The sequence below is a fragment of the Janthinobacterium sp. 35 genome (genome assembly GCF_002754575.1).
GTDB lineage: Bacteria > Pseudomonadota > Gammaproteobacteria > Burkholderiales > Burkholderiaceae_D > Janthinobacterium > Janthinobacterium tructae.
In genome coordinates this window covers 5,506,493-5,519,507 of the sequence record NZ_PEFN01000001.1, presented here as the reverse complement: position 1 = coordinate 5,519,507, position 13,015 = coordinate 5,506,493, and the positions used below count along the sequence as shown (strand labels likewise).

At 61.5% G+C, this 13,015-nt stretch carries 14 protein-coding genes; 7 read left to right on the top strand and 7 right to left on the bottom strand.

The window, feature by feature from the left end:
* Positions 1-58 precede the first annotated feature (58 nt).
* The 6 genes from CLU93_RS24600 to CLU93_RS24575 all read left to right on the top strand — a co-directional run bounded on the left by CLU93_RS24600 (position 59) and on the right by CLU93_RS24575 (position 4,368).
* A complete protein-coding gene (locus CLU93_RS24600) occupies positions 59-871 on the top strand; it encodes a phosphonate ABC transporter ATP-binding protein (protein ID WP_099763731.1) in 813 nt (270 codons plus the stop codon).
* Complete coding sequence (locus tag CLU93_RS24595; RefSeq protein ID WP_099763730.1) at positions 865-1,695, top strand: PhnE/PtxC family ABC transporter permease; 831 nt, start codon at positions 865-867, stop codon at positions 1,693-1,695. Before CLU93_RS24600 ends, CLU93_RS24595 begins: the two co-directional genes overlap by 7 nt.
* Positions 1,692-2,492, top strand: coding sequence for a phosphonate ABC transporter, permease protein PhnE (gene phnE / locus CLU93_RS24590; RefSeq protein WP_099763729.1), 801 nt, complete (start codon positions 1,692-1,694; stop codon positions 2,490-2,492). Before CLU93_RS24595 ends, phnE begins: the two co-directional genes overlap by 4 nt.
* A 27-nt stretch (positions 2,493-2,519) precedes the next feature.
* Complete coding sequence (locus CLU93_RS24585) at positions 2,520-2,885, top strand: hypothetical protein (protein ID WP_099763728.1); 366 nt, start codon at positions 2,520-2,522, stop codon at positions 2,883-2,885.
* Between the two features lie 97 nt (positions 2,886-2,982).
* Entirely contained in the window at positions 2,983-3,483 is a 501-nt protein-coding gene (locus CLU93_RS24580) for a GNAT family N-acetyltransferase (protein ID WP_099763727.1), read from the top strand.
* A 201-nt stretch (positions 3,484-3,684) separates the two neighbouring features.
* Positions 3,685-4,368 (top strand): hypothetical protein, encoded by a 684-nt coding sequence (locus CLU93_RS24575; RefSeq protein WP_099763726.1) that lies wholly within the window; start codon positions 3,685-3,687, stop codon positions 4,366-4,368.
* Here CLU93_RS24575 and CLU93_RS24570 read toward each other — a convergent pair whose 3' ends face one another.
* The 7 genes from CLU93_RS24570 to cyoA form a co-directional block, all read right to left on the bottom strand.
* Entirely contained in the window at positions 4,369-4,905 is a 537-nt protein-coding gene (locus CLU93_RS24570; protein WP_099763725.1) for a response regulator transcription factor, read from the bottom strand.
* Positions 4,895-6,244 carry an ATP-binding protein gene (locus tag CLU93_RS24565; RefSeq protein WP_099763724.1) on the bottom strand — a complete coding sequence of 450 codons (1,350 nt, stop codon included), beginning with the start codon at positions 6,242-6,244 and terminating at the stop codon, positions 4,895-4,897. The genes CLU93_RS24570 and CLU93_RS24565 overlap by 11 nt, the downstream gene beginning before the upstream one ends.
* Positions 6,228-7,052, bottom strand: coding sequence for an SURF1 family protein (locus tag CLU93_RS24560; RefSeq protein ID WP_099763723.1), 825 nt, complete (start codon positions 7,050-7,052; stop codon positions 6,228-6,230). Before CLU93_RS24560 ends, CLU93_RS24565 begins: the two co-directional genes overlap by 17 nt.
* Positions 7,049-7,435: a cytochrome o ubiquinol oxidase subunit IV gene (gene cyoD, locus CLU93_RS24555; protein WP_099763722.1), complete on the bottom strand. Its 387-nt coding sequence runs from the start codon at positions 7,433-7,435 to the stop codon at positions 7,049-7,051. The genes CLU93_RS24560 and cyoD overlap by 4 nt, the downstream gene beginning before the upstream one ends.
* Positions 7,432-8,070 carry a cytochrome o ubiquinol oxidase subunit III gene (gene cyoC / locus CLU93_RS24550; protein WP_071077269.1) on the bottom strand — a complete coding sequence of 213 codons (639 nt, stop codon included), beginning with the start codon at positions 8,068-8,070 and terminating at the stop codon, positions 7,432-7,434. The genes cyoD and cyoC overlap by 4 nt, the downstream gene beginning before the upstream one ends.
* Positions 8,063-10,066 (bottom strand): cytochrome o ubiquinol oxidase subunit I, encoded by a 2,004-nt coding sequence (gene cyoB / locus CLU93_RS24545; protein WP_099763721.1) that lies wholly within the window; start codon positions 10,064-10,066, stop codon positions 8,063-8,065. Before cyoB ends, cyoC begins: the two co-directional genes overlap by 8 nt.
* Before the next feature lie 84 nt (positions 10,067-10,150).
* Positions 10,151-11,134, bottom strand: coding sequence for a ubiquinol oxidase subunit II (gene cyoA / locus CLU93_RS24540; RefSeq protein ID WP_243420231.1), 984 nt, complete (start codon positions 11,132-11,134; stop codon positions 10,151-10,153).
* 217 nt (positions 11,135-11,351) lie between these two features.
* Here cyoA and CLU93_RS24535 point away from each other — a divergent pair, with 217 nt between their 5' ends.
* Positions 11,352-12,698: an MFS transporter gene (locus CLU93_RS24535; protein ID WP_099763719.1), complete on the top strand. Its 1,347-nt coding sequence runs from the start codon at positions 11,352-11,354 to the stop codon at positions 12,696-12,698.
* The last annotated feature ends 317 nt before the right edge of the window (positions 12,699-13,015 follow it).

The window sequence follows — 13,015 nt, the reverse complement described above, 5'->3', positions numbered from 1 at the left end:
CGACCCCAGCCCTCGCTTTTGGGGTAACAATCGCGCCCCCCACACACCGAAACATCGCATGACATTCCAACTTCACAAGGTCTGCGTCCACCACGCGGGCTCCGCCGGCAATGCGCTGGCCCTGCGCGAGCTGGACCTGGACGTGGCCCAGGGTGAACAGATCGCCCTGATCGGCCCTTCCGGCGCCGGCAAGACCAGCTTGCTGCACACGCTGGCCTGCGCGCTGCGCCCCGAGTCCGGCACCTTGAGCGTCCTGGGCACTTCACCGTGGCAGATCGGCAGCACCGAACGCCACGCCTTGCGTGCGCGCCTGTTTTTGGCGCCGCAAACGCCGCCGCTGCCGCCGCGCCAGCGCGTCGTCAACGCCGTGCTGGCGGGCCGGCTGCCGCAATGGAGCTTGTGGACGGCGATGCGTTCCCTGCTGGCACCCGTCGACCCGCGCGCCGCGTGGGAAGCCCTGGGCAAATTCAATCTGCAGGATAAACTGTATGCGCGCGTCGACCGCCTGTCCGGCGGCGAACGCCAGCGCTGCGGCATGGCGCGCGCGCTGGTGTCGAATGCGCAAGCGTTCCTCGTCGACGAACCGCTGTCCGCGCTCGACCCCACGCTGGCCCTGCAAACGATCCATGTGCTGCAAGCGGAAGCGACGGCGCGCAACGCCACCCTGATCTGCAGCCTGCACCAGGTCGATATCGCGCGCGCCTGTTTTACGCGCATCGTCGCCCTGCGCGACGGCAAGATCGTCTTCGACTTGCCTGCTAGCGAGGTCAGCGACGCCATGATAGAGCAGCTGTACCGCAACAAGGCCGATCCGGCTCCGCAGTTCGAGGCAGTGGACGCGAAGCTGGACGCCGCGAGGCCGCTTTGCTGAAGAGCACCGCCCTGCCGCGCGACCCCTCCTGGCGCGGCCGCCTGACCGGCGCTGCCATCGTGCTGCTCGTGTTGTGGCCGATGCTGGTGCAGGCCGAATTCAAGCCGTGGATACTGTTCGATGCGCAAAGCCTGGCAGCCACCTGGCAATTTCTTGCCAGCTTCGTGCCGCCCGCCCACTCGCTGGAATTTCTGCAACTGGTGGCCATTTCCAGCTGGGAAACCATCGCCATGGCCACGGCCGGCATGGCGCTGGCCATGCTGGGGGCCATACCGCTGACTTTATTGGTGACGGAGCGTTTGTCGATTTCGCGCATCGGCAGCGGCACCGTTTCGCCGCTGGCCGCCGCCCTGCGCCACGCCGTGCGCGCGGTGCTGGTGCTGCTGCGCAGCGTGCCGGAACTGGTGTGGGCCTTGTTATTGGTGCGCATCGTGGGCCTGGGGCCGACGGCTGGCGTGATCGCCATTGCCCTCACGTATTGCGGCATGCTGGGCAAGGTGTATGCGGAAATCCTCGAATCGTCGGATGCGTCCGCCTGTAACGCGCTATTGCACAACGGCAGCGGCAGATTGAAGGCCCTGCTGTACGGCGCCCTGCCCGAATCGGCCGCCGAACTGGTGTCATATACGATTTACCGCTGGGAATGCGCGATCCGCGGTTCCGTCGTCATGGGCTTTGTCGGTGCGGGCGGCCTGGGCCAGCGCATGGATGAATCGATGAAGATGATGGCCGGCAATGAACTGGCCACCATGCTGCTGGTGTTCGTGCTGCTGGTGGCGGGCGCCGATGCGGTCTCGGCCATGCTGCGCCGGAGGCTGGCATGAAGGGCGACACCTCCATGCTGCCAGTTTCCCCTCCCGTGCGCTGGTCCACCTGGGCCTTGCTGGCCGGCTTGGTGCTGCTGGTCGTCGCCAGCTTCGCCACCCTGCCCCTGAAATGGGGAGAATTTTTCAGCGCCGATGCCGTGCGCACGAGCGCCGACTTCCTGCACGGCTTCGCCCCGCCCGAACTGGCGCCCGCGTTTCTCACCAAGGTCGGCATCGCCACCTTTGAAACCCTGGCCATGTCGGCCATCGGCACGGTCATCGCCGCGCTTCTGGGTGCGCTGCTGGCCCTGCCCGCCAGCGGCCGTTTCGGCAAGCTGGCGCGCAACGCCACGCGTGCGGTGCTCAACGTGCTGCGCTCGATCCCCGAACTGGTGTGGGCCTCGATTTTGCTGATCGCTGCCGGCCTGGGTCCGTTCGCGGGCACCCTGGCGCTGGCGCTGCATACGGTGGGCGTGCTGGGCCGTCTGTTTGCCGATGCCTTCGAAAATTGCCCGCCCCTGCCCGCCGCCACCTTGCGCATGAATGGCGTGCGCCCTGCCGAGGCCTTTTTGTACGCCACCTTGCCGCAATGCGGGCCGCAGATGATGTCGTATACGCTGTATCGCTGGGAAAACAATATCCGCGCCGCCGCCATCCTCGGCGTCGTCGGTGCGGGCGGCCTGGGGCAGATGCTGAAATACCATCTGTCGCTGTTCCAGATGCAGAATGCCGCGACCGTCATCGTCGCCATGCTGCTGATGGTGGCCGCCGTCGATGGCCTCAGCTATGTGCTGCGCCGCGCCATGACCCGCTGATTTTTTCACTTTTCACAAGGAATACCCATGTCAGGCTGGTGGACCATTATCTCGACGCAAACGCCGGAACAGATGGCCGATATGACGAAAGTCAACAAGGAAACGTTTCTCGCCACCTGGGAAGCGGGCCTGTTCGGCGCAGACTGGATCGCGCAACTGTGTGAACAAGGCAAGGCGACCCAGCTGAGCTGCAACGGCTTTCCGAACCGCTACACGGCTTCGGCGGACGTCATCGCGCCCCTGCTGCTGGCGGGCATCGCCGAGGCGCAGGACGGGGAATTTCCGCAAGACAAACTCACAGGCTGGCCCGGCAGCATCACCATGCATCGGGAGCGCATCGCCGCCTGTGCGCCCGGACAGTTGCTGACCATCGAAGTGTGGGACCAATCTTAAGTCACATGCAACAAATACGGATGCGCAAGCAAGCGTTCCTGTTAGTATTGCCAAATACATCAATGACTGCTCTTATCGCATCAGGAATATTGACAATTTGAACAAGATTATCATCCGTCCCGCCACCGCCGCCGACTGGCCAGCCCTGAAAACCACGCGCCTGGCCGCCCTGTTCGACGCCCCCACCGCCTTTGGCGCCAGCCACGCCAGCGCGGCAGGTTTTTCCGATGCCGACTGGCAGCAGCGCGCCATCAGCACGCCGCAGCGCACGTTTTTCCTCGCCTTTGACTGCGATCACCCCGTCGGCCTCGCCGCGCAAGTGGCGACCGGCAATGGCGAATGCCACCTGATCGCCATGTGGGTAGCGCAGCAATATCGCGGCCTGGGCGTGGCGCAAGGCTTGGTCGAGGCCGTGAAACAATGCGCCGTGAATAATGGCCACGCGCGGCTGGTGCTCGACGTGGCGCCCGAGAATGCGCGTGCGGCCGCCTTTTACCAGAAGCAGGGTTTTGTATTCCTGCCGGAATGGGAAGCGCTGGAAAGCCATCCGCATATCCAGGTGCAGAAGATGGAATGGCTGGCGGCGGCATTGATGTAAATACAAATGCGCATCGTGTAGAAAAACAGCGATCTCAAGCACTTCATTCATCCCAATTGACATTCCGTCTTAAAAGCCTGCTCCCACCTCTGTTTTTTTCTACACTCACGTTTTCATTGATGAGTAGAAAGATAGGGTATGCGTGCAATAGCTGGTCTTATGCTGTGTTTATGCAGCGCCGCAGTCCACGCCCAGGAGGACATGGCGCAAGCCGTGGAGCCATCAGGCCAGGAGGTGGCCGCGTCCGTCAATGTCAAAGGCATGCGGGATCCGGACTGGAAGCCCTACAGTGCCATGCTCAAGGGCGTCAAACGCTTCGAGGAAAAACATGCACTGGCGCCAGGCGCCGAATTGCGCTTCATCATGGAACCGCGCCGTGCCGATGTCGACATGCACGCCATCGCGCTGCGGCTGGAAAGCGACGAGGCCGGCATGGCGATACAGCTGGGGGAAGGCAATATCTTCACCTTGCCCGTCGGGCAAGGTCCGCTGTATGAAAAGGCCGAGCTGACCGTGAACCGCAAGGCGGGGTCGGTCAGGTGGATTCCCTACATCCGCAGTGCGGCAAGCAGCGACACCATCCGCCGCCTGGGCGACCTGCGGCTGGCCTGCGAAGTGCATTGGGCCATCGACAAGGAAACCTTGCCTTTCGCCATGCGCACGGCGATGAGCGCGATGGGCGGGCCGTGCAATTTCGTGTCGCAAAAGGGCACCTACAGCTTTACCGAACGGCGGCGCATCGCCAATGCAACAATCAGCTTCAACGGCAAAAGCGCGCCCGTGCCCTTCAGCGGCGCGTCGTTCACGCCGCCGTTACGCGAGCAGGACTGGAGCGATGACAGCGTTGTCGAGCTGACATTCGACAACAACCAAACTGCGCGGTGATTATTTCACCCGCTGCTTCTCCAGCTTGCGCGCCAGCGTGCGCCGGTGCATGCCCAGCCTTCTCGCCGTTTCCGAGATATTAAAATCCGTCTCGGCCAGCATTTCGTGGATGCGTTCCCATTCCAGGGTCTTGATGTTGGTGGCGCGGTTGCTCAGTTCGATGTCGGCGCTGCCGGCCACGTGGCCGAAGGCCGCTTCGATGTCGTCGGTGTTGGACGGTTTCGCCAGGTACTGGCAAGCGCCCAGTTTAATTGCTTCGACGGCCGTGCCGATGCTGGCGTAGCCCGTCAGCACGACGATCAGCATGTCCGGGTCGTGCTGGTGCAGCATCTGCACGCAGGCCAGGCCGGAGGTATTGCCATTGAGTTTCAAATCGACCACGGCGTAGTCGGGGCAATGCTGTTCCAGCAAGGCGCTCGCTTCGTCAAAATTGGTGGCCAGGATGACCTGGTAGCCGCGCCGCTCGAACGAGCGGCCCAGGGTGCGGGCAAACGCAGCGTCGTCTTCGATGATCAGTAACAGACGGTCATCCTGCATGGTGGTCGCTTTCTCTTTCCAGTTTGATGGCCGCCAGCGGCAAGGCCAGATGCACCACAGCCCCGCCCTGCACCCGGTTGCGTGCCGTCACCGTACCACCTAAAGTACGCGCGACATTCACCACCAGGAACAGTCCCAGGCCCCCACCGGGCTTACCCTTGCTGCTTTGATACGGTTTGCCCAAGTGCGTCAACATCGACGGCTCGAAGCCGGGGCCCGCATCGGTAATGACCAGGTGCAAGGCATCCGCCTCGCGCGTCGCTTCGAAGCGCAGCCAGTCGGGCGACGCTTCCAGTGCATTGTCGAGCACATTGCAAATGGTTTGTTTCAGGGTCGAATCGAAGACGACGGGCACGTCATGCTCGATGCGGTTATCGTACTCGAAACTCTGGATCGGGCGGCTGCTGCGCCACTCATCGACCAGGTCGTTGAGGAAGGTGTTGATAGTTGTTTTGACTGACGATTCGCCGCGCGCCTCGCCCGCCGACAACAAAATGCCACTGACGATGCTCTTGCAGCGCCGCAACTGCGCCTGCATTTCCGTGATTTCTTCCAGCAATTCGCTGTTCTTGCTCAATTCCGGCATGCGGCGCCAGTCGCCGAGGATGACGGACAGCGTCGCCAGCGGCGTGCCCAGCTCGTGCGCGGCGCCCGAGGCCAGTAAACCCATGCGGATGATGTGCTCCTCTTCCGCCGCGCGCTGGCGCAAGTCCGCCACCTTGGCGTCGCCGGCGCGCTGGTTGCGGTTGATGCGCGTGATGAACACCACCAGCAAGGCGGCGTTCAGGATAAAACAGATCAGCAAGCCCTGCACGTACAGGCTGGCAAAGCCCCGCTCGGGGTCGATCGGCAGAATCAAGGGGCCGGGCAGCAAGGCCAGGCCAGCCAGGCACAGGCTGGTAATGGCCACCATGATCCAGGTCGACCACACTTCCAGCAGCACGGCGCTGAGGATGACTTGCAATAAGTACAGGAAGGCAAACGGGTTGCTGATGCCGCCGCTCAGGTAGAGCTGGGCCGTCAGCACGGTGACGTCGACCAGCAAGGCGAGGAACAGGGCCGTGTTGGAAACGGGCTGGCGTTCGTGCCAGCGCAAGAGGCTGGCCAGGTTGAACGCGATGAGGCAGGACAGCACTTCGAGCATGTAGGGCACGGGCAAGGCGATGCCCATTCCCACGCCCACGCCGAAGATGGTGCTGATCTGGCCGATCACGGCCAGCCAGCGCAGCTGGATCAGCAGCTTCATGTTCTGGTGGCCGGCCGGATGTTCCATCTCGGCCGCCACCGCACCGCGCTCTAAGACTTCGCGGTTGGGCAGGATCTCAATCCTGCCCGGCATGGTCGCTTTCCTGGCGCTGGGCGCCACGGGCGCGGCGGCGCTTGTCTTCGCGCACGATCCACCATGTGATGCCGGCCACCATCAGGGCCAGCGCAAACCAGGTCAGCGCGTACACCAGGTGGCTGTTGGGGAACGAGATCACGGTCAGGCCGCCGACAGGCGCATCACCGGCCGTTTCCGATTTGGCCTTCGCATCGACAAAGTATGGCGCCACGTTGGTGAGCATGTGCGAGCCGGCGATGGCGGCCACGTCGCGCGAATACCAGTGCTGCGTGGCAGGACTGTTTTCGCGCAGGAAACCGCCGCCCGTCTCGCTGATGCGCAGCAAGCCGTCGACGCTGACGATGCCGGCCGGTGTGCTGGCGGCGATGCTGGCGCGTTTCGGCACGAAGCCGCGGTTGACCAGCACGGTGCTGCCATCGGCCAGGCGCAAGGGCGTCACCAGCCAGTAACCGCTGCCCAGTGCCGTCGTTGCCTGCACCAGGGTATTGAAAATGGGGAGATAGGTACCGGAGAGTCGCACGTGGCGGTATTCATCCGTTTGTGGCGTAATGCTGGCCCAGGCTGCAGGTCCAGGGGCGTCCGTTGCGGGCGCATGTACGCGTTGTTCGACGCGCTCGATCAGGTCAAGCTTCCAGAACAGGCGCTTGACTTGCCAGGTGCCCAGGGCACAAAAACCGGCAAACAAGATCCCCGCCAGCACGGCCAATGCATATCGCACAGCCATGCCGCGTGGGCCTGGCGCAGCATCTTGCGATGCGGCGCCAGGGGCGCGCCCGGTGTTGCTTGGGCGCGGTTGACTCATCATGGAGCCGTTTTCGTATGCATGTACTCAGGCATCAGATCCGGCATCATGTTGTGGTTCATGTGGTACATGACCCACAGGGAACCGGCCATGGCGATGCCCACGATCATGATCGTGAAGATCAGCGCCATCATGTTCCAGCCGCCTTCGGACTTGGTGTTCATGTGCAGGAAGTACACCATGTGCACCACCACTTGAACCGCCGCGAACGCCAGCAGGACCAGGCCCATGGTGCCCGAGTTGGTGATGACTTTCGCCATCACCAGCCAGAAAGGAATGGCCGTCAGGATCACCGACAGGATGAAGCCGATGGTGTAGCTTTTCAGGCTGCCATGATCGTGATTGTCATGGTGGTGGCTATCGCCGTGTGTGTGGTGGTCGCTCATGGCAGCACTCCCATCAGGTAGACAAAGGTGAAGACGCCGATCCAGATGACGTCCAGGAAATGCCAGAACAGCGACAAACACATCATGCGACGGCCGTTTTCCGGGGTCAGACCATGCTTGTTCAACTGGAACATCAGGGTCACGAGCCAGATCACGCCGAACGTCACGTGCAAGCCGTGGGTACCGACCAGGGCGAAGAACGACGACAGGAACGCGCTGCGCTGCGGACCGGCGCCTTCGTGGATCAGATGAATGAATTCATACATTTCCAGCGACAGGAAGGCCAGGCCGAACAGGCCCGTGATGCCCAGCCAGACCAGGGTGCTGCGCAATTGCTTGCGCTGCATGGCCAGCATGGCGAAACCGTAAGTGATCGACGACAGCAGCAGCATGGCCGTGTTGACGGCGACCAGCGGCAGGTCGAACAGCGCGGCGCCCGTCGGGCCGTCCGCGTAGTTGCGGCCCACCACGGCGTACGTAGCGAACAGACAGGCGAAGATCAGGCAATCGCTCATCAGGTAGAGCCAGAAACCCAGCAAGCTGCCGTTTTCCGGGTGGTGCTCGCGCACAAAGTAGCTGCGCGTGCTTGGTGCGGCGCCAGCGGCGCCGGTGTTATGGGCGATGGTATCAGACATGGCTGCTCAGCAATTTAGTATACGCGTCTTCGGTACGGACCACTTCTTCCGCAGGAATGTAGTAATCGCGCTTGTAGTTAAAGGTATGGACGATGATGGTAATCATCATGATCACGAAGCCGATGCTGGCGACGAGCCACATTTGCCAGATCAGGCCAAAACCAACCAGTGCGGACAGTGCGGCGATCACGAAACCAGCCCAGGTGTTCTTCGGCATGTGGATCTTCGTGAAACCGGACGTCGGACGCTGGTAACCGTGTTTCTTCATGTCAGTCCATGCATCGAGTTCGTGCACTTGTGGCGTGAAGGCGAAATTATAGTCTGGCGGAGGCGACGACGTCGACCATTCCAGCGTACGGCCACCCCATGGGTCACCGGTCACGTCGCGCAGGGCGTGACGGTTGCGGTAGCTGACATAGAACTGGATCAGCATGGAAGCGATACCGAGCGCGATCGAGACGGCGCCAAACCAGGCGATGATGGTCCAGATTTGCAAGGATGGATCTTCAAAGTGGTTGACACGACGGGTCACGCCCATCAGGCCCAGCACGTACAGCGGCATGAAGGCCAGGTAGAAGCCGACGAACCAGAACCAGAACGAGCACTTGCCCCAGAACGCGTCGAGCTTGTAGCCGAAAGCTTTCGGGTACCAGTAGTTGATCGCAGCGAACACACCGAAGACCACGCCGCCGATAATCACGTTATGGAAGTGGGCGATCAGGAACAGGCTGTTGTGCAGCACGAAGTCCGCTGGTGGTACGGCCAGCAATACGCCGGTCATGCCGCCGATGGTGAAGGTGACCATGAAGCCGATCGTCCACAGCATGGGCAGTTCAAAGCGGATACGGCCGCGGTACATGGTAAACAGCCAGTTGAAGATCTTCGCGCCCGTCGGGATCGAGATGATCATCGTCGTGATGCCGAAGAAGGAGTTGACGCTGGCGCCCGAACCCATGGTGAAGAAGTGATGCAGCCAGACCAGGTACGACAAAATCATGATGACGCAGGTGGCGTACACCATCGAGGCGTAACCGAACAAACGCTTGCTGCTGAACGTGGCGACGACTTCCGAGAACACGCCGAACAGTGGCAGAATCAGAATGTAGACCTCTGGGTGACCCCAGATCCAGATCAGGTTGACGTACATCATGGCGTTGCCGCCCAGTTCCGTCGTGAAGAAGTTAAAGCCTGCAACGCGGTCCAGCGACAGCATGGCCAGCACCGCCGTCAGTACCGGGAACGCGGCGACGATCAGGATGTTGGTGCACAGTGCGGTCCAGGTGAAGACTGGCATTTTCATCCAGGTCATGCCTGGCGCGCGCATCTTGACGATGGTGGCGATCAGGTTGACACCGGACAAGAGCGTCCCGACCCCGGCAATCTGCAAGGACCAGATGTAATAGTCTACCCCCACGTCCGGACTGCCGACGATGCCCGACAGCGGTGGATACGCCAGCCAGCCCGTGCGGGCGAATTCGCCGACGAACAGCGAAGCCATGACCAGGGCGGCGCCCATGGTGGTCATCCAGAAGCTGAAGTTGTTCAGGAATGGGAAAGCCACGTCGCGCGCGCCGATTTGCAGCGGCACCACGTAGTTCATCAGACCCGTCACGAAAGGCATCGCGACGAAGAAGATCATGATCACGCCGTGGGCGGTGAAGATCTGGTCGTAGTGATGCGGTGGCAGGAAGCCGGCATTGTCGCCAAAGGCGATCGCCTGCTGGGTACGCATCATCAACGCGTCGGCAAAGCCGCGCAGCAGCATGACCAGGCCCAGGATCATGTACATAATACCGATTTTTTTATGGTCGATACTGGTAATCCAGTCGCGCCACAGGGGACCCCAGAGGCGGAAATACGTCAGTGCCGCAACGAGTGCGATACCGCCCAGGGCAACCATCGCAAAGGTCGCCAGCAGGATAGGTTCGTGAAATGGAATTGCATCCCAAGTCAGACGGCCGAAGATAAGCTTCGTCAGATCAATATGGTCTAGCATTGTTACTCTCAGAGAAAAAAGGGAGGCGCCAGGCAAGCGGCGCCAGTATCTGCAGCGCAATGCGCTGCGGGATTCATGCAGTTGTTACTTGGCTTGAACGCCCTTTTCAACCACTGCAACGCTAGCAACTGCTGGCGTGACAAGCGCTACCGGGCTTTTTGCCATCGACAATTTGTATGGCTCGACCGGCGTCACGCACAGCGCGTCGGAAACGATGGTGCGGTTCAGAATTGCCTTGTACAGATCGCTAGGTACGGCGCTGTAGCGGCGCACCGGGTCGCGTTCGCTAGGCTGGGCCAGCGACAGGTAGTCGTCGCGGTTCAGCGCGCCGCCACCGGCACGTGCCGATTCCACCCATTTGTCAAAGTCCGCATCATTGACGCCATGGAACTTGAAGCGCATGCCCGAGAAACCGGCACCGCTGTAGTTGGCGGAGAAGCCCTTGTAGACACCAGGCTTGTTGATGACGGCATTCAACTGCGTTTCCATGCCCGGCATGGCGTAGATCTGACCTGCCAGTGCGGGGATGAAGAACGAGTTCATGACGGACGAGGCGGTGATCTTGAAGCGGATCGGACGATCGACGGGCGCGTACAGTTCATTCACGGAAGCGATGCCTTGCTCCGGGTAGATGAACAGCCATTTCCAGTCCAGCGCCACGACTTCGACGATCATCGGCTTGTGGCTGGCAGGAATCGGGCGGTTGGCGTCGATACGGCTCAATGGGCGATATGGATCGAGGGTGTGGGTGCTGATCCAGGTCAGCAGGCCCAGCACGATGATGATCAGCAGGGGCGCGCCCCAGATAATCAGCTCGAGGCGAGTCGAGTGGTCCCAGTCCGGCTCGTATTTGGCCGCGGTATTGTTTTTTCTATAGCGCCATGCAAACAGCAGGGTCAGAGCGATTACCGGAACGATAATCAACAGCATCAGCAATGTCGAGATGACAATCAGATTGCCTTGCTGAACTGCGATGTCACCGGACGCATTCAGTACAACCGTATTGCAACCAGCCAACAATGCGAGAGGTAAGAGTAGCAGTCCGCGACGAACTTTTAATGAAAACATACAGGAAAGTCCAGTACAGGGGATGAAGATATGGTACTGTATTCTCACTGGAGCGCGTTGGCAATTGGACGTTTTGTCCTACCCCTTGCTCGGACTTTCACTGCGTAGGCGCGGAGTTTTCCTACGACTACCTGATGAATAGTCCTACTCCGGGCGTGAGACACCCGGAGTATGTTACGCGTTGGCCGAACTCGAAACTATATTGGAGACGATCATCATGTCCAGCACGCGCACACACAGCGGGGATGTACCCGCCGACTTTTCCCCCCACTCCCTGCGCGACGCAAGCGGGGCCGGCACGGTCGAATCGCATATCGACCCCGGTGAGATCGCCGTCGGCGTGATCATCGGCCGCGCTTCCGAATACTTTGACTTCTTTGTCTACGCCATCGCCTCGGTGCTGGTGTTTCCGCGCGTCTTCTTCCCATTCGAAGAACGCCTGGAGGGCACATTATATGCCTTCCTGATCTTCTCGTTTGCCTTCATCGCCCGCCCGTTCGGCACCGTGATCTTCATGGAGATCCAGCGCCGCATGGGACGCAGCGCCAAGCTGACGATCGCCCTCTTCCTGCTGGGCGTGTCGACGGCCGGCATCGCCTTCCTGCCGACCTACGCGCACCTGGGCTTTGCCGCCATCGTCTGGTTGTCCGTGCTGCGCATCGGCCAGGGCGTGGCGCTGGGCGGTTCGTGGGATGGCTTGCCATCGCTGCTGGCCCTGAACGCGCCGGAAAACAAGCGCGGCTGGTACGCCATGCTGGGCCAGCTGGGCGCGCCCTTCGGCTTCCTGCTTGCCGCCGGCCTGTTCTGGTACATGCTGACCAGCCTGACGGATGAAGAGTTCCTCGACTGGGGCTGGCGCTATCCTTTCTATGTGGCCTTCGCCATCAACGTGGTGGCCCTGTTTGCCCGCTTGCGCCTGGTGTCGACGAATGAATATGCGCGCCTGCTGGACGAACGCGAGCTGCAACCGGTCAGCGTATTTGAAATGGGCCGCGGCCAGGGTCGCAACGTGCTGATCGGCGCCCTCGCCGCGCTGGCCAGCTACGCCCTGTTCCACCTGGTCACCGTGTTCCCGCTGTCCTGGATTTCCGTCTACCAGACGCGTTCCGCTTCGGACTTCCTGCAAGTGCAGATGCTGGGCGCCGTGCTGGCTGCCGTCGGCGTGGTGATTTCCGGCTTGCTGGCCGATAAAGTGGGCCGCCGTACCACCCTGGGCGTGCTGGCCGTGCTGATCGCCATCTTCAGCGCCTTCGTGCCGACCCTGATGGGCGGCGGCAATGCGGGCCAGGACGTGTTCATCCTCGTGGGCTTCAGCCTGCTGGGCTTGTCCTACGGCCAGGCAGCCGGCGCCGTGACGGCCAACTTCCCTGCCCGCTTCCGCTACACGGGCGCGGCCCTGACGTCCGACCTGGCCTGGCTGGTGGGCGCCGGCTTCGCTCCGCTGGTGGCGCTGGGCCTGTCGGCCAACTTCGGCCTGGCCTATGTCAGCTTCTACCTGCTGTCGGGCGCCGTCGCCTCGCTGGCTGCCCTGAGCCTGAACCGGGCACTGGAAATCCGCGACTGACATATATATACAGCGCAGCGCGCGCAGCATTGAAAAAACGCCGGCACCGTCCGGCGTTTTTTCGTAGGTCGGCTTAGCCCCTAGGGCGTAAGCCGACAGGCGCCGCAACGAAGATTGTCAGATTACGCTGCGCTAATCTGACCTACGCACGGCCCGACTCACTGTATCGCCAGTTGCCGCCCGCCGTGCCCTCCTTCTTAGGCAAGTCCAGCAGCAGCACGCCATTCTGCTTGTCCTCCTGCATGGACTGGCTTGCACATGGCGACGTTTACAGGACGCCACCACCACCTGCATCTTGGGATGCGAACAGCCAATCT